Annotated in this window: 16 protein-coding genes; 7 read left to right on the top strand and 9 right to left on the bottom strand. The window is 68.4% G+C overall.

Annotated elements, in window-relative coordinates; genetic code table 11:
* Window positions 1-338 precede the first annotated feature (338 nt).
* The 8 genes from KNO15_RS19565 to KNO15_RS19530 all read right to left on the bottom strand — a co-directional run bounded on the left by KNO15_RS19565 (window position 339) and on the right by KNO15_RS19530 (window position 9,221).
* On the bottom strand, window positions 339-1,481 hold the full coding sequence (locus KNO15_RS19565; protein WP_241705495.1) for a hypothetical protein: 1,143 nt from the start codon (window positions 1,479-1,481) through the stop codon (window positions 339-341).
* 714 nt (window positions 1,482-2,195) lie between these two features.
* Complete coding sequence (locus KNO15_RS19560; protein WP_241705494.1) at window positions 2,196-3,284, bottom strand: hypothetical protein; 1,089 nt, start codon at window positions 3,282-3,284, stop codon at window positions 2,196-2,198.
* A 406-nt stretch (window positions 3,285-3,690) separates the two neighbouring features.
* Window positions 3,691-3,924, bottom strand: coding sequence for a hypothetical protein (locus KNO15_RS19555; protein ID WP_241705493.1), 234 nt, complete (start codon window positions 3,922-3,924; stop codon window positions 3,691-3,693).
* 553 nt (window positions 3,925-4,477) lie between these two features.
* Complete coding sequence (locus tag KNO15_RS19550) at window positions 4,478-5,134, bottom strand: NADPH-dependent F420 reductase (RefSeq protein WP_278046619.1); 657 nt, start codon at window positions 5,132-5,134, stop codon at window positions 4,478-4,480.
* 22 nt (window positions 5,135-5,156) lie between these two features.
* Window positions 5,157-6,089 carry a nucleoside hydrolase gene (locus KNO15_RS19545; protein ID WP_241705491.1) on the bottom strand — a complete coding sequence of 311 codons (933 nt, stop codon included), beginning with the start codon at window positions 6,087-6,089 and terminating at the stop codon, window positions 5,157-5,159.
* Window positions 6,090-6,130: 41 nt separating this feature from the next.
* Window positions 6,131-7,000, bottom strand: coding sequence for a carbohydrate ABC transporter permease (locus KNO15_RS19540; RefSeq protein WP_241705490.1), 870 nt, complete (start codon window positions 6,998-7,000; stop codon window positions 6,131-6,133).
* A complete protein-coding gene (locus tag KNO15_RS19535; RefSeq protein WP_241705489.1) occupies window positions 6,997-7,938 on the bottom strand; it encodes a carbohydrate ABC transporter permease in 942 nt (313 codons plus the stop codon). Before KNO15_RS19535 ends, KNO15_RS19540 begins: the two co-directional genes overlap by 4 nt.
* On the bottom strand, window positions 7,935-9,221 hold the full coding sequence (locus KNO15_RS19530) for an ABC transporter substrate-binding protein (protein ID WP_241705488.1): 1,287 nt from the start codon (window positions 9,219-9,221) through the stop codon (window positions 7,935-7,937). The genes KNO15_RS19535 and KNO15_RS19530 overlap by 4 nt, the downstream gene beginning before the upstream one ends.
* Window positions 9,222-9,368: 147 nt before the next feature.
* Here KNO15_RS19530 and KNO15_RS19525 point away from each other — a divergent pair, with 147 nt between their 5' ends.
* A complete protein-coding gene (locus KNO15_RS19525; RefSeq protein WP_241705487.1) occupies window positions 9,369-10,364 on the top strand; it encodes a LacI family DNA-binding transcriptional regulator in 996 nt (331 codons plus the stop codon).
* On the opposite strand, the gene KNO15_RS19520 is transcribed toward KNO15_RS19525, so the two are convergent.
* Entirely contained in the window at window positions 10,361-11,110 is a 750-nt protein-coding gene (locus KNO15_RS19520) for a DeoR/GlpR family DNA-binding transcription regulator (protein WP_241705486.1), read from the bottom strand. The two genes, KNO15_RS19525 and KNO15_RS19520, sit on opposite strands and share 4 nt — an antisense overlap.
* A gap of 202 nt (window positions 11,111-11,312) precedes the next feature.
* Between KNO15_RS19520 and KNO15_RS19515 the strand changes: the two genes are divergently transcribed.
* Genes KNO15_RS19515 through KNO15_RS19490 form a run of 6 tightly spaced genes read left to right on the top strand, consistent with a single transcriptional unit; the run spans window position 11,313 to window position 16,818 of the window.
* Window positions 11,313-12,464, top strand: a complete 1,152-nt coding sequence (locus KNO15_RS19515) for an extracellular solute-binding protein (protein WP_241705485.1) — start codon at window positions 11,313-11,315, stop codon at window positions 12,462-12,464.
* Entirely contained in the window at window positions 12,464-13,411 is a 948-nt protein-coding gene (locus tag KNO15_RS19510; RefSeq protein ID WP_241705484.1) for an ABC transporter permease, read from the top strand. The genes KNO15_RS19515 and KNO15_RS19510 overlap by 1 nt, the downstream gene beginning before the upstream one ends.
* Window positions 13,411-14,232, top strand: a complete 822-nt coding sequence (locus KNO15_RS19505; RefSeq protein WP_241705483.1) for an ABC transporter permease — start codon at window positions 13,411-13,413, stop codon at window positions 14,230-14,232. Before KNO15_RS19510 ends, KNO15_RS19505 begins: the two co-directional genes overlap by 1 nt.
* Before the next feature lie 29 nt (window positions 14,233-14,261).
* On the top strand, window positions 14,262-15,320 hold the full coding sequence (locus tag KNO15_RS19500; RefSeq protein ID WP_241705482.1) for an ABC transporter ATP-binding protein: 1,059 nt from the start codon (window positions 14,262-14,264) through the stop codon (window positions 15,318-15,320).
* The gene (locus tag KNO15_RS19495; protein ID WP_241705481.1) at window positions 15,317-16,015 is read left to right on the top strand and encodes a glycerophosphodiester phosphodiesterase; all 699 of its coding nucleotides are present in this window, start codon (window positions 15,317-15,319) and stop codon (window positions 16,013-16,015) included. Before KNO15_RS19500 ends, KNO15_RS19495 begins: the two co-directional genes overlap by 4 nt.
* Entirely contained in the window at window positions 16,012-16,818 is an 807-nt protein-coding gene (locus KNO15_RS19490) for an inositol monophosphatase family protein (protein WP_241705480.1), read from the top strand. Before KNO15_RS19495 ends, KNO15_RS19490 begins: the two co-directional genes overlap by 4 nt.
* Window positions 16,819-16,839 lie beyond the last annotated feature (21 nt).

The following is a 16,839-nucleotide window of genomic DNA, read 5'->3' as shown; positions in this document are numbered from 1 at the left end:
CGGACGCCCATGAAGAACGCCCAACGGACGATCACGTAGATGCAAACCGTACACACGACGAGCGGACTCCGCGAGGACCGAGAGCGTCTGAAGCTTGCTGATCTGTCACGGTTGCTTTCCTACCAAGCGACTTCTCCACCACGAGGTGTAGCCAATGTGGCGGTGGGTGCGGGGCCAGACGTCGAAGCCACAGCCGTGATGGCCGTAGAAACAGTGTTGCTGACCGCCTGCGCGGAGACCTTTGTCCCTCTAATAAGCCCACTCTCAGCGGCGATTTCGGCCGCCCTTCGCGCCGCATTGGCAGCTGCTGGTGCCTCTTCTGCACCCTTGATCCGCTTCTAGCGTTTGGGCTCGGATGGCCGAGCCGAAACGATTTCACTCGCACACATCTCGGCGGTGGTTTGATCCGTGCGGAAGTACGTGAAGATGCCCCTTCGCCGCACGACCAGCTCGAATGCGTACTCGTCGGCGCCCTCCTGATGGTCGATGCGGATTCCCGTGGAGCCGAGTCGGTCGCGGATCTTCGCAGCGCGGATCGTCGTCGTCGCGTCGCGTGGAAGGGACACGAGAAGCTTCGGCTCACGTTCAGTGGTCCACACGGACACAGCCGATTCGCTCGCCGAGAGAATGAGGTCTTGCGGGATGGTGGCGCCCGGCCGGCTGCGGTGGAGCTCGGCGGCGAATTGGTCGGTACGGAATGTCGGCCAGGCAACGGCCGACCCCCCGATCATGCCCGCGGATCTGCGGAATCGCTGCCACGTGGTCGCGCTCGGCAAGATGATCGCAACTGCCGCTAGGGCCACCAGAGCGATCACGGCCGTCCAATCGAACACAGCACCGTTGGCCAACGCCCAGACGATTCGGAAGACCGCGTAGGCGATCACGAGCACCAACCCGACCCAGATCCACAGGTTGCTGGAGCGCGCCCCGCGGCGAGAAAGGGAACTCTCTCCTATTGGTCCCACCCCGCTCGCGCCGCGGACCAACACGAGCGGGGACGCATCACCCGCAGGTTCTTCGCCCCTCCGTGCCTCTCGCCGGCGCAGCATATCCGCGGTGTAGCCGAGGGCGTACGGAACGAAGAGGCACGCAAGCAATACCCAGATCGCCCAGCCGGATTGCATGAATCCCTGAATATCGAAAAGCAAGAACCCGAACATGCTGAGGCCGACAGGCGCCGCAACGACCAGTGTGCTCAGGCCAAGGCGCCGCCAGCCAGCAGACGTGCGTAGATCCACTAGCTGCCCCTGACCACTATCGTTCCATTTGACGTTCCAACCTTGCGTCATGTTATCGACGCCCACAGTAGATCGGCCGCCGATCCGGAAGGTAGGCGCCTCTCGGCCATTGACCCGGGCCGCGCGTACGAACGATTCGACCGCTCCGACGCGGGCACCGCGCTCGACGCCGCGGCTGAAGGACATACCGGCCGGCATCCGCGAACAGGTCGGCACCACATTCCCCCACCGTGCGGCCATCATCTGGGACGGCTTCGCGCCCCGTACCGGCCCCGCCTTGACTCCGTCGTTGTGGAGGCCGACGAGTCGGGAGCGCCGGCGGGAATCGTCATTGCACAGCCGTACCGGAGGCGGTGCCGACGAAAAGCGCGCGGAGCAGTTGTTCGTGGGGGTGGGGTGAGCCGGGGAGGTTTGTTGGAGGGAGTGGTCATGGACTGTAAGAAAGGTCCAGCATCTCCTGCACATCAGCGGCAACCAGCTGCTCGCGCCCCAACCACTCCCGGAGGCTCGCGGCGAGACGAGTGGCGGGGAATGCTCCACAGTGAAGCCGCGATCTCGAAGGTTGCGTCGGATGGATCGCTTCACCCGATGAAGGAGCCATGGCACCAGCGCGAGAATGCCGATGATGACCGCCCCGAATGCAGCGTTGAGGTTGCCGAGAACGACCCTTGCCTGACCTCCGAGAGCTGAGTGGGCTATCCCGACGATCCACCAGAGCGGGAGCAGCACGAGAAACCCTTCTACCGGCGCCCACGCTCGTGACACTCTCCGTACGTAGTTCGTTCCGACGAGTGGTTGCCAGGTACGGATGAGCCGTGCTCTCAGGCTGATCTTCGTCATGTCAGGTCAGCCGAAACGCGATCGGGCTGCTCTGCCTGGCCGCCCCGCACGCCCTCGGCATGTTGTCGAGGTCCCATTGGACCGTTTAGCGCCAATCGGCCGACCGAGTCCCGCCCACTATCTCGCCCTCGATCTCAACCGGGCGAAGGCTTGATTCTCCTCAGCGCGCGAGAGTGGCTGATCGCCAGGCATCCGCAGAACCGTTCCCGATGCGTGATCGACCTGAGGAACGATGCCGACAAGCCAGCGCAGCGTGGTGTAGCCGGCCGAGAGCTCTGACAGCAAAGCGGCGCCGAACAGCGCCCGGTATCCCACGATGACGAGCCCCAGGAGCCACAGGCTCAATGGCGAGGCCGCGATCCCGCCATACACCGCCGGCAGGTGTGCCGTGAGAAACGCTGCGACCCTGTCCACAATCCCAGTGACGTACAGCGCGCCGATGATGACACTCGAGAGGTACCACGAGCGGAAACGATCACGGGCAGACCATCCCGTCGGGACGATCATTCGGGAGCCCCCAGCGGGCCCTTCGCCGACCGACGATACGACGCGATCTCGGATGAAGCCTGACGACGAGGCCAGCTGGTCACATAACTCTGTGCACTCCTTGACTCGTGCAGCGCCCGGCCAACGCCTGGAACGAACGCTCAGGTAGAGGGCGTGTAGCGCAGCCGACTCCGTCAGAGTGATGCGTACCGCGGGGAGGTTTCGCCACCCATTGCTCACACGCACCACGCTCACGGAATGCACGTTCGAGCGCTCGATCTCGAGAAGGCTGATCACAGTCCGCGCGCCGGCAAAGACACGGATGGTGTGTTCATCGACCGCCACGAGAAGTCCCTTCTCCCACGAACGGATCCACGGCCGTTTCGATACCTCCACGCCCATGCTCGCGAGACTTGCCACGGTGGCGGGATCGAGCGTGGAATCCCAGAGCTGGGAACGTGGAGCCAACTGACGGACGGCCATGGTTCGCGTGACGGCACACCACTCGCCCAGCACCACAGGCACCATCCAGAGCACGACAGCGGCGACGGATCCAGCCCACAAGCCGATCCGGAACGCGCCTTCTGCACTCGAACCGCTGACCACAGCCGCGTTGAAAGCTGCGGCCCCTCCGAGTAGACACAGCCAAAGAACAACACGAGCTGCCGACGAGCGAAGCCGGGGAGTTGTCCGCTGCGTGGATCCGCTCTCGCGACGCATCTAGCCCCTCCTTCCAATGAGTTCCCGCTTGAGTTGCTCTTCGAGACCTTGCGCCATCAAAGGGGGGAATTCGATCGCTTTCCCTCCAGCTCTCGGATAAGTCACCGCAACTCGTACGTTCTGGCCTTTAGCACATCGAATGCGTGCCCTAGTACCCCGCCCGCACGCACGGCGAAAACGAGCCGAGCGGACGATTCCCTCACGACAGAAGCCAGCCGCCGCCGGTTGTCCAATGGAATGATCACAACGAACCAAAAGACCCCCAGAGCGAACACCGCGCCCACGGGGCCCCCAAGCAACAGAGAATCGCCTGAGCCGGATGGGGTTTGAGCTGAGGGTAAGATGAGGGTGCCGTACCAGCGGCATGAAGACCGTCTGCTCTTGAACGAAAGCCGGGCCGTTTCTCTCAAGGTCTCTTCTTGTCATCCGGATCCGCACCTTCTCCTGCCCCATGAAGAAGTCGACGTCGAGACCAGATGATCCACATCAGCTCACCAACCGCGAGGAAAAGGCCACCTACGGCAAGTACATAGCTTGTGGTCTGCCATCCGAAGAAGATTGCCGGGATGCTACCCAACGCCAGAAAGATCAGGCCGAGTGCGACCCCGCGCCAGTGGCGCGCCGCCCCGTTGCCTTCCACTTCATCCTCCTCCTAGCGATCCACATGTCCAGCCGGCCAGTGCCACACCGACTACTACTGCCAGCGGTGGCGCCTCGATGAATACGACGGATGCTTTGGACGCAGCGCACTGTGACGTTCCGTTCCCGTTGGGATCCGCAGGTGCCGGCCCTGAGAACGGTGAGTCAATGCCGGTACTCGGGTTGGTATAGCATCCCACGGAAGACGAGCAATACGCGGTTGGGGCCGTTGACGAGAACGTTGCGGCGGGTTTGACGATCGGGGCAATCGACAGCGGCGGACGCGGCGGGGTGTGCCCGTATTTGAGGTGCGAGTCGATTGCGTGTTTGTGGCCGCGATCGCGTCCCAACGGATCCCGAATACCCGCACAGGCTGCCAGGTAGTCCCACGGGCGCCCATGAGGGAAGACTTAAGTCAGCGACCAAAGGCTATGAAGTGACACGGTGCTGCGGCGCCCCGGCATCGACCCTGCCGCCGCCGGACGGCACGCCCGGCCTGCTCACCCCGTTGGCGGAGCAGATCGCGGCGGCCTGAGGCGGCCGCCGCGACCGTCTCAGATGGTCCGGGGCGCCTCGGCCAGGTTCGCCTCGAGCTCCTCGCGGTTCTGGCGCACCACGTAGGCCGGGCGGTCGCGCTCGACGCGCCAGCTCTCCGAGAGGGGGCCGACGTTCACGGCGTCGAAGCCGAACTCGTCGTAGATGGACGCCACCAGGGCCGCGGCGTCCTCGAAGTCGCTCGCGGTCGCGAGCGCGCGGCGGTTCGGCGTGCCGGCCGGCGAGCCGGTGGTCGGGATGTCGCGGGCGCCGATGTGGTTGAAGCCCTTGGCCACCCGTGACTCGGGAAGGTGCGCCTGCAGCAGTCCCGTCACGGTCGCGGTGCCCTCGTCGAGCTCGGGGATGTGGCCGTCGCGCTCGAAATAGTAGTTGTTCGTGTCGATCACGATCTTGCCAGCCAACGGCGCCACCGGGATGTCGCGGTAGTTCTTCAGCGGCACGGTCACCACGACGAAATCGCCTGCGGCGCCGGCCTCGGCGGCGGTCGCCGCCGTGGCGGACGGGCCGAGGTCGGCGACGAGGTCGGCGAGCGTCTCCGGACCGCGCGAGTTCGCGATGGTCACGGTGTAGCCGTGCTGGATGAAGGTGCGGGCGAGTGCCTGGCCGATGTGGCCGGCTCCGATGATTCCTACGGTGGTCATGACGTGTTCAACCAGAGCGAGCCGCCGGAATTCCTCGTCAGCCTTCGAGAACTCCCGCGTTCGCCGCGGCGGCCACGATCGAGCGGACGATCTCCTCGCCGACGGCGACCGCGTCGGCCCGCGTGGCGACCCGGACCCAGCCCGCGGCGTCGGGGGTGAAGACGCTGCGTCCCGCGCCCTCGCCGTCGGGCTCGATGGCGACGGTCCCCGGACCGCTGAACGCGAACAGGTCGGGCCGCGTGAGGGTGAGGACGGTCACCGGGTCGTGCGGCACGTTCCACTGCGTGCTCCAGAACTCCCACCACTGGGCGATGTCGGCGTAGAGCGCCTCCCCCGCCGGGCCGGCCTGGGCGATGCGCTGCACGCTGTCGTCCCTGATCTCCACCTGCCGCGTCACCTCCAGGCCGGTGACGACGGTCGGGATTCGGGCGTCGAAGACGATCTGCGCTGCCGTGGTGTCGGAGCGGAAGTTGTGCTCGGGCTCGGCGTGCTCGGGCTCGGCGTTCTCGGGCTCGCCCGTCGCGAAGGCGCCGCCCATGATCCAGAGGCCGCGCACCGCGGAGGCGAACCCCGGCTCCGACTGGATCGCCGCGGCGATGTTGGTCAGCGGCCCGATGGCGACGATGTCGATGGCGCCCGGGTTCTCCAGCACCCGGCGGACGAGGTGGTCGACGGCCGGCTCGTCGGACACGGGCTCGCGACCGAGGCCGTCATGCAGGGTGCCCTCGTGGCCGGCCCACCAGACCTCGCGGCCCGACAGCGGCGTCTCGACGCCGGGATGGGCGAGCAGGTCGACACCGGCGAGCGCGGCGTAGCGGCGCACGATGCGGGCGCGGAGGGCGGTGTCGCCGTAGACGGTGGTCACGGCCTCCAGCTCGAGCGAGGGCGTGCCGAGGATCTGCACGAGCGCGAGGGCGTCGTCGACGTCGGATCCGATGTCGGTGTCGAGGATGATGCGGTGGTGGGGCATGGGTGTTCCTTGGTGTGTCGAGAGGTGGTGGCGCGAGCCGGCTACTTGAGGCCGCTGGTGCTCACGGACTGGATGAAGTAGCGCTGACAGGCGACGATGATCGCGAGCGGGATGATGGTCAGCACGATCGACGCGGCGAACATCACGCCGTAGTCGACGTTGAACTGGCCTTGCAGGTTCGACAGGGCGACCGGGCCGAGGATGTGGGTGTCGTCGGTGCCCATGAGCAGCGGCCACACGTAGGCCTGCCACTGGAAGAGGAAGAGCATCAGCCCGGCGCCGATCAGCGCGGGGCGGGACAGCGGCACGTAGATGCGCCGGAAGATCCCCCACCAGCCGAGCCCGTCGAGCCGGCCGGCCTCCACCAGCTCGCCGGGGATGGCGAGGAAGAAGGTGCGCAGCAGGAAGATCGCCATGCCGTTGCCGATCCCGGGCAGGATCAGGCCGGTGAAGGTGTTCTGCAGGTTCCAGTCGCGGAACAGGCCCGCGAGCGGGATGGAGATCGCGTCGAACGGGATCAGGAAGCTCAGGATCACGATCGAGAACAGCGCTCCCCTACCGCGGAACGGGATCGCCGACAGCCCGAACGCGGCCATCGCGCAGATGACCAGCCCGATGACAACGGTCGTGAGGCTGACGAACAGCGAGTTGGCGATCGCCCTGCCGAGATCGCTGCTCAGCAGCGAGAGGTAGTTGTCGAGCGTCGGGGAGAGCGTGAAGAAGGTCTGCCACTGCAGCGGGTTCAGGTAGCTGAACGTCTCGGCTCCCGGCCGCAGCGAGTTGACGAACGTCCACCACAGCGGCAGCAGGAACAACAGCCCGACAATGGCGGCCGCCACGCTCAGGCCGATGTAGGCGAGGGTGCGCCTGCTGCGCGAGCGGGTGGCGCGCGGAGCGAGGGTGGAGGTCATGATTCGTCGCTCCTCAGGAGTCGGAACTGCAGCGCGACGATCGCGACGGTGAGCAGCACCAGGATGATGACCTCCGCCTGCGCCTTGTTGAGGTCGCCCAGTGTGTACGCACGGTTGTAGATGTCGTACATGAGCAGGTTCGTCGCGCCTTGCGGTCCGCCCTTGGTGAGGATCTGCACCGGCGCGAAGACGAGCAGGTTGGAGACGGTGTCGGCCACGAGCACGAACGCGAGCGGCCGGCGCAGCAGCGGGAAGGTGATGCTCCACAGCTGCCGCCAGGCGGACGCGCCGTCGAGCGATGCCGCCTCGTAGTACGAGGTCGGGATGTCGTTGAGCCCGGCGATCAGGAACAGCATCCAGTAGCCGACGCCGATCCACGACAGCAGCACGATGATGCACCAGAGCGCCTGCTGCGGCGAGGTCAGGAACGGCTGCGGCGGGATGCCGGCGAGCGACAGGAACGAGTTGGCGAGGCCGTCAGGGCGGTAGATCACGCTCCAGATCACGGCGGAGACCGCCGGCGGGACGGCGATCGGCAGGATCACGAGTGACCGCCACAGCTTCGAGCCGGCGCTCCGCTTGGTGTAGAGCACCGCGAGCAGGAAGGCGACGCAGACCTGCAGCGGGTTGACGATGATCGTGAACAGGAGGGTGACGCCCAGCGACGCCAGGAACTCCTTGTTGGCGAAGAGCTCGGCGTAGTTGCCGAGGCCGACGAACACCGAGCCGCCCTGCAGCAGGCTCTTGTGGAAGAACGACTCCCAGAGCGCGTCCGCCGCCGGCACGAGCCGGAGCACCAGGAGGGCGATGAGCGCCGGCGAGAGGAACGCCAGGGCGACCAACGCCGGGCGCTGGCTGCGCCTCCCTCGCGGTCGCTGCGGGGCTCCCGTCCCGGAGCCCGTGCTGCGGGCTCCGGGACGGATGGTGCCGGTGGTCATTTCAGCTGGCTCCAGGCGTCGTTGAGCTGCTGGGTCGCCTGGGCGAGGCGGGACTTCACGTCGGCGCCGTTGCGGATGTCGGCGAAGGCTTTGGACATCACCGAGTCGAACTGCACGTAGCCGACCGAGACCGGGCGGGCCACCGCCGTGTGCGCCACCTCGTAGGCGACCAGCTTTTCGACACCGGCGCTGTGTGCGCCGCCGAGGGTCTCCAGGGTCGGCAGGTACTTCTTCTCCGCCTCGGTGACGGACGGGATGATGGTCGTGTTCTTGGCGGTGAGGAGGTTGCCCTCGGGGTTCAGCGCCGCGTACTCCAGGAACTTCTTGGCGAGGTCCTTCTTCTTCGACGCCGGGTTGATGCCCCACGACCACGAGCCGGTCGGCGTGACCTGCTTGCCGCCCTCGAAGTACGGAAGCGGCGCGACGCCCCAGTCGAACTTCGCGTTCTGGGCGAAGTTGCCGACATCCCAGGGGCCGCCGACGAAGAACGCGACGTCGCCGTTCGAGAACACCGGCGAGGTCTGGAAGCCGCCGACGCCGCGGGGGGACAGCCCGCTGGCGAAGCTGTCGGCGTACCACTGCATTGCCTTCTGCCAGCCGGCCGTCTCGACGGCGGGGGTCAGCATCTGCTTGCCGGTGATGCCGGAGCCGCCGCCGAGCGACTCCATCAGCGGCTGCAGCTGGTAGTACGCCTCCACCTGCTCCATCAGGAGTCCGCTCTTGATGCCGGCCGCCTGAGCCGCGCGGCCGGCCGCCTCGGTCTGCTCCCACGTCCAGCGCTGGGCCGGGTCGGCCGAGGGCGGCTGGACGCCGGCCTTCGCCAGCGCGTCCTTGTTGTAGAACATCAGCTGGGTCGAGTTCCAGACCGACAGCGCCCACATCTTGCCGTTGTAGAGGTTGATCTTGTACTGGGCGTCGGAGGTCGCCGCCTTCTCCGTGCCCTGGAGGTCGGAGAGGTCTTCGAGGAAACCCTGCGCCGCGAGCTGCGGGATGTTCGGCTGGTCGACCGTGTAGACGTCGATCGTGGTGTCCTTGGCGGCGAGCCGCTGCTGGAGCGTGCTGCTCAGCTGGTCGAACGGCACCTGCGTGTACTTGACCGTGTCACCGGGGTTCGCGGCCTCGAAGCCGGCGATCACCGGGGCGAACGTCTTCGGGTCCTCCGGGCCGAGCAGGTTGACCGTGCCGGTCGTCGGGGAAGACGAGGAGCCGGAGGCTGAACAGCCGCCGAGCAGCAGCGCCGACGCCGCCAGGGTGGCGGCGACGGCGAGGGAGGAACGCTTCATCGGGTAGTCCTTCTCTCGAAATCTAAGCGGATAGAGCTAACCGCTTAGATGACCATAAATGCTCGGTGGAGGATCCGCAAGATGATGACTAGGATTTCTCTAATCGATTAGAACAATCGAGGGCTACGCGTGGGAAACGAGGGGGCAGTGGCAACAGGACGAGACGTCGCCGAGCGGGCGGGGACCTCCACGGCGGTGGTCAGCTATGTCTTCAACAACGGGCCCCGCAACGTCTCCCCCGCGACGCGCGAGCGCGTGCTGCGCGCCGCGGCCGAGCTGAACTACCGGCCCAACGCGCTCGCCCGCGCGCTGAGCGCGGGCAAGACGCTCTCGGTCGGCCTCATCGTGCCCGACATCGCCAACCCTTACTTCGGCGAGGTCTCGCGCGCGCTCGAGACGGCGGCGACCGCGCGCGGCCGGCTGCTGCTGATCGCCGACTCCGCGGGCAGCGAGGAGCAGGAGCTGCAGCAGCTGAGCTCGTTCATCGAGCGTCGCGTCGACGGCATCGTCCTGGTGTCGGTCTCGGACGACCCGCAGCTCGGCTTCGTGGCGGAGGCCGGCATCCCGATCGTCGCCCTGCACCCCCTCGACCTCGACCAGCCCGCCTCCTCGCTCACGATCGACTACGACCACGCCGCGGAGGAGGCGACTCAGCACCTCGTCGGCCACGGCTACCGCACGATCGGCCTGCTCAACGGCCCGACGGACTCGGCAGGCTCCCGCCAGCACGCAGCAGGTTTCACGCGCGCCATCCTCCGGTCGCCCGGAGTGCAGGCCTCGGAGCGCCGGTCCGAGACCTCCCGCGGCGACGCCGCCCGCGTGGCGCTGCAGTGGCTCGCCAGCGGCGACCGTCCACGGGCGATCTACGTCGCCACCGACGAGCAGGCGTTCGGCGTGCTCTACGCCGCGGCGGAACTCGGCCTCCACGTGCCCGACGACGTCGCGGTGGTCGGATTCGACGGGACGGCGCACTCGCGGTACGCGGTCCCCTCGCTGTCGACCGTGCAGCAGCCCATCCCCGAGCTCGCCACCCGCGCCATCGAGGTGCTGATCGCGGCGGAGGACGCCCACGTGCACGAGACGCTGCCGCACCGATTCGTGGCGCGGCGGTCGTGCGGGTGGCATGCGGAGGTGGCGGGCTAAGGCGCGATCACCACACGCGTCTCCTGTCCGACGCCCTCCAGCGTCGCCGTGCCCGACCCCGGCGTCGTGACGATCAGGTCGAAGTCGTGCAGGGAGGCGATCTGGAAGGCGCCGTCGCCGGGGAACTTCAGCGACGTCGCCACCAGGATGGTCCGGTCGGCCGCGCGGCACATCCGGTGCTTGATCGTCGCCTCCTGATTGAGGTCGGTCACCACCGAACCGTCCGGACGGATACCGCCGCTGCTGATCACCGCGACATCCGCGTGGATCAGGGCGAGCATCTGCTCGGTGAGCGGGCCGGACACGGTGCCCGGCTTCGACCCGACGGCCCCGCCGAGCAGGATGAGGGTGCACACCGGGTCGTCGCCCAGCACCCGCAGGATCCAGAGGTTGTTGGTGACGATCGTCACGGGACGGTCGCGGAGGTGGCGGGCGATCGCGAGCGTGGTGTGGCCGATGTCGAGGAGCACCACGTCGCCGTCCCGGATGAGGCCGGCGGTCGCGGCGGCGATGCTCAGCTTCTCGCCGGCGTCGGCGTCCAGGTCCTCGAACTCGTCGTGACCGACCTCGGGGAGGGTGGCGCCGCCGTGCACCCGCCGCACGCTGCCGGCGAGCTCGAGGCGCTCCAGGTCGCGCCGAATGGTGGTGCCGCTGACGTCGAGCAGCGCGGACAGCTCCTCGACCGTCGCGCTCCCCGACGTGCGGACGCGCTCGACGATGGCCTCTTCGCGCTGATGGGTCAGCATGGGTCTCCTCCCGGATGTGAACGCCAATAGCCTTCCGGTGCTCATTTTCGCTCATATGAACGGTGCATGAACAGCATTTGGCGCTCATTTGAAACCTGATGCTCGACTATCGCCAAGAACGCGCAGCCCAGTTAGCGTGAAAATCGCCCGCCCCGCTGGGGTGCGGCGATTCCCACTCACTCCCCCACTCAGGAGCGCATTCGTGAAAACCTCCCGCCTGCTCGCCTCCCTCGCGGTCGTCACGGCCGCGGGCCTCGCTCTGGCCGGCTGCGCCCAGAGCAGCTCGGCCGCGTCGTCCTCCGACGGCGCGGACAAGAAGCTCACCGTCTTCCTCAGCGCGGACACCAACATCCAGGACCTCTGGCAGAAGACCCTGATCCCGGCGTTCGAGAAGGCCAACCCGGGCTACACGGTCTCGGTCGACTTCGACTTGCACGGCCTCCACGACCAGCAGACCGTCGCGAAGCTCACCGCCGCCACCCTGCAGAAGAAGGACCCGGGGTACGACCTGGTCGACGCCGGTTTCGTCGCCCAGGTCGCCGCGTCCGGCCTCCTGACGGAGGTCAGCAGCGCGAACATCCCCGGTCTCGCCGATGTCCCGAAGGACCTCGTCGCCGCCGGCGGCAACGGCGGCATCCCCTACCGCGGCTCCAGCGTCGTGCTCGCCTACGACACGAAGACCGTGACGACCCCGCCGAAGACACTCGACGACCTGCTCGCCTGGATCAGGGCGAACCCGGGCAAGTTCGCCTACAACTCGCCCGACACCGGCGGCAGCGGAGCGGCGTTCGTCTCCACCGTCCTCGATCAGAACCTCTCCGACGCCGACCGCACGAAGCTGGTCACGGGCACCGACCCGAGCGTCGAGAGCGGCTGGGACAAGGGCTTCGCCACGCTGGCCTCCCTGAACCCCTACGTGTACCAGAAGGGCGTTTACCCGAACGGCAACAACCAGGTCCTCGACCTGCTCTCCAGCGGTCAGATCTCGATGGCGCCGGTGTGGAGCGACCAGTTCATCACCGGGCACAAGAACGGTCAGATCCCGGCGAACATCGCGTACACCCAGATCTCCGACCCGTCGCTGACCGGCGGCGCGAGCTACCTCGGCATCCCGGCCGCCTCCCCGCGCACGACCGGCGCCGAGAAGCTGGTCTCCTGGCTGCTCACCCCCGCGGCCCAGGGCTTGGTCTCCGACAGCATCTCCGGCTACCCGGTGATCGCACTCGACAAGCTCCCCTCGGCATCGCAGGACCTCTTCAAGGACGCGGACATCGCGCACCTGCGGCCGTCCTACTTCGCCACGGTCTCCGCCGACATGAACAAGGCGTGGGCCCAGAAGGTCCCCGGCAAGTAATGGCCACCGTCACCGCCACCCCGGCGGCGACCACCGCTGACCGCGGCGCACACCACGCGTCGCGGTCCGCGGCGGCGGGCTTCCTGCTCGCCCTGCCGCCGGTCGTCGTCATCGCCCTCTTCGTCGGCGTCCCCGTCGTGCTCGCCCTCGCGTTCAGCGTCGGCTTCACCGGGGGATTGAACTCGGTCATGGCCGCCGTGGGCCAGAACGTCCACCACGCCGACGGCGCCGTGCCCACCTTCGCCGCCTACGGCGATGTCTTCACCACCCCGGCGTTCTGGCAGGATCTCGCCCTGACCCTCGGCGTCACGGTCGCCAGCACCGCCATCGTCGTCGTCCTGGCCGGCGGCATCGGCCTGGCCCTGCGCCTCCACGGCGGATGGCTCGCCCGGCTGCTCTCCGCTGTCGCGATCGTGCCGCTGTTCATCCCGGTCGTGATCGCGTCATGGGCGATCCTGACGTTCTACTCCGCTGACGGCTTCCTGCGCAGCCTGTTCGCCCAGGTCGGCCTGGAGGCGCCGGTGTGGTCGTACACGGCCGTCGCCATCGTGATCGGCTCGGCGTGGACCTCCCTGCCGTTCGCAACGCTGATGATCGCGTCCGGCCTGCAGTCCGTGCCCGACGCCCTGATCGAGGCGGCCAGGGACGCGGGCGCCGGCACGTTACGCATCGTGCGCACCATCCTGCTGCCGATGAGCGCGGTGCCGATCGTCATCGCGGTGACGTTCACGGCCATCGGGGTGATCGGGTCCTACACCGTCCCGTACTTCACCGGACCGAACGCACCGACGATGCTCGGCGTCTCGCTGGCCAGCTACTTCACGGCGTACAACCAGCCGCAGCAGTCGCTCGTGATGGCGTTCGTCGTCTTCCTCGCCGCCGCCGGGATCGGTGCGCTGTACGTCTGGGCGAACTTCCGCAGCGCCCGGCGCGAGGGGCGGATCTGATGCCGCGCCCCCTCTCCGTCGCACTGCGCGCAGCGGGCGCGGGCGCCTTCGCCGTCGTGCTGCTCGTGTTCGTGCTCGGCCCGCTCGTCTGGCTGGGCGCACACGCCTTCGCCGACCGCTGGACCTATCCGGATCTGCTCCCCGGCTCGTGGACGCTGCGCTGGTGGCAGACCGTGTTCAGCGACCAGTCGCTCGGCTCGTCCATCCAGAACTCGCTGCTGATCACGCCCCTGGTCGTGCTCGTCTCCGCGGTCGTGTGCCTGCCCGCCGCGTACGCGTTCGCGCGCTTCGAGTTCCCCGGGAGGAGGCTCTTCCTGATCGGGCTGTTCGCCACCAACGCGTTCCCGCGGATGGGCTTGTTCGCGACCCTCGCCTCCCTCTACTACGCGCTCGGCCTGATGAACACGTTCGCCGGCATCGTGGTCGTCCAGCTCCTCGGCACCATCGTCTTCATGACCTGGATCCCGGCCGCCGCGTTCTCGGCCGTGCCGCGTTCGCTCGAAGAGGCGGCGCGCGACTCCGGCGCCTCCCGGGCACGCGTCTTCTTCACCGTGACGCTGCGGATGGCACTGCCCGGCATCCTGGTCGGCGCCGTCATGGCCTTCCTCGCGGCGTTCGACGAGGCCCAGGGCACCTACCTCGTCGGCGCCCCGGACATCCTCACGATGCCGACCGAGATGTACAGCCTCGTGCTCAACTTCCCCAAGCAGGTCGCCGCCGTGTTCTCGATCCTGCTCGCCATCCCCTCGGTGGTGCTGCTGCTCGCCGTACGCAAGCACGTGATGGGCGGCCAGCTCGCCGAGGGCTTCCAGATCAAATGACCCGCCCCGCTCACACGAAGGAGCACTCCATGTCCTCGCCCAGCCCCGTCGGCACCGCCGACCCGACCGGTGACGGCGGCCTGCGCCTGACCGCCCTGCGCAAGACGCTCGGCGGACGCACCATCATCGACGACCTCGACCTGACCGTGCAGCGCGGCGAGCTCGTCTCCCTGCTCGGACCCTCCGGCTGCGGAAAGACCACGACGCTGCGGATGATCGCCGGCTTCCTCGCCCCCGACACCGGCCGGATCACGATGGCCGACCGCGACGTCACGCGCCTCGGCCCCGACAAGCGGCCGAGCGCCATGGTCTTCCAGAACTATGCGCTGTGGCCGCACCTGACCGTGGCCAAGAACGTCGCCTATCCGCTTCGCCTGCGCCGGCTGCCGCGCGCGGAGGTCGCCGAGCGGGTCGACCGGATGCTCGGCCTGGTGAACCTCCTGCACCACCGCGACTCGCGCCCTCCGCAGATCTCCGGCGGCGAGCAGCAGCGCGTCGCCCTCGCCCGCGCCCTCGTGCAGGAGCCGGACGTGCTGCTGCTGGATGAGCCGCTCAGCAACCTCGACGCCAAGCTGCGCGTCAGGGTGCGTGAAGACATCCGCGACCTGCAACAGCGGCTCGGCATCACCACCGTGATCGTCACGCACGACCAGGAGGAGGCGCTCTCGATCTCCGACCGGGTCGCCGTCATGAACGCGGGCCGCATCGAGCAGTTCAGCACGCCGGACGAGCTGTACGCGCGGCCGGAGACCGAGTTCGTCGCCACGTTCATCGGCTCGCTGAACCGCTTCGATGGCACGTTCGACGGTGTCCGCGTGGTCGACGGCCCCGGCGTGGTCGGCGTCCGCCCGGAGTCCGTCGTGTTCACAACGACTCCACGCCCCGGCGCGCTGCGCGCGACCGTCGAACGGGTCGTCCCGCACGGCCACTTCCACGAGCTGCGGCTGCGCCGCGACGACGTGACCCTGTCCGCGTACGAGTCGGGGCCGCCACCGCGGCTCGGGGCGGTCGGCTTCGCCTCCATCGAGGCGGCGCTGCTCTACCGCGACGGCCGCCTGGTGCGCCAGCCCGAGGCGGTGGTGGCATGATCGCGCGCGCCTCAGCCCACCGCGGCGACTCGTCGGTGTTCCGCGAGAACACCCTCCCGGCCGTGCGTTCCGCCATCGCCAAGGGTGCGGAGATCGTCGAGATCGACGTGCGCCTCACGGCCGATGGCGACGTGGTCGTTCTGCACGACCCCTCCCTCGAGCGGCTCTGGGGCGACCCGCGCGCCATCGACGCGGTTCCCACCGCCGACCTCCACGCGTTCGGCGCTCCGGACGAGCGGCCTCCGTTGCTCGCCGACGTGCTCCCGCTCTTCGAGGGCGTCGGAAGCCGGCTGGTGATCGACCTGGACGACGCCCGGTTCGCCGCGCCGGCGCACGCCGTCGCCTCCGCCTTCACCGCCGCCACCGGGACCATCGTCGACTGGTGCGGCGACCTCGACGGGATGCGCGTGCTGCGCGCCCTCGACGCCTCCGCCCGGCTCTGGCTCCCGTGGCGGCTGCTGCGCGTGCCGAGCGCGGCCGAGCTCGCGGAGCTCGACCCGGTGACGGTGAACGTGCCGTTCCCGATCGCCGACGAGGCGTTCGTCCGGGGCGTGCACGACCTCGGGCTGACGGTGACGGCCTGGACGCTGGACGAACCAGACGACCTCGCCCGGGCGCTCGACCTCGGCGTCGACACCATCACGACGAACCGGCTGGACCGGTTGCTGACGATGCGGACGGCGGTGGCCCTGTGAATCGCGAGGACATCGCCGCCGCCAGGGAACTGGCCGTCGAGCTGGGCGCCTGGGCGAGCGAACAGACCAGGACGCATCCCGTGACGATGGTGACGACCAAATCGGATCCCGCCGATCTGGTCACCGACCTGGACCGGTCGATCGAGCGGTACGTCCGCGACCGGGTGCGCGACCGCTTCCCCGGCCACGCGTTCGTCGGCGAGGAGTTCGGCGGCGAAGCGGTCCCCGGCCGCCCGACCTGGTACCTGGATCCGGTGGACGGAACGACGAACCTCGCCAACAGCATCCCCTGGACCGCGTTCTCGCTGGCGGTGGCCGTCGACGACCGCCCCCTGGTCGGTGTCGTCGCCGACCCCTGGAACGACGCGCTCTTCGACGCCGTCGCCGGCGAGGGCGCCCGCCGCGACGGCGAGCCGCTGCAGATCGGCGCCGACGGCTCCCTCACCGGCGGTGTCGTCGGCACCGAGCTCGCCGGCCACCGTGCCTGGACCGGGCTGCGCGAGCTGGCCCAGTCGCTCTCGACCGCGTTCTGCACGCTGCGCGTGATGGGCTCGGGGACCCTCACCCTGCTCGGCCCGGCCGCCGGTCGAGGGATCGGTGGGATCGTGCACCGGTTCAGTCCCATCGACCACCTGGCGGCCGTGCTCATCGCGCACGAGGCGGGCGCCGCCGTGCTCGGCCACGACGGGCGGCCGACGCTCTTTCCGAGCGAGGGGGGCATCCTCGTCGCCGCGCCGGAGGTCGCCGGGGAGCTGTTCGCTCTGTGGAAGGACGCCGGGGAGAGGGCGGCTCTGGTCGCGTGAGCAGGCCGTGCTGCTGGAGAG

Source organism: Leifsonia shinshuensis (assembly GCF_022606355.1).
GTDB classification, from domain to species: Bacteria; Actinomycetota; Actinomycetes; order Actinomycetales; family Microbacteriaceae; genus Leifsonia; species Leifsonia shinshuensis_B.
The sequence above is the reverse complement of the archived record's forward strand: the minus strand, read 5'-3'. Positions and strand labels throughout refer to the sequence as shown.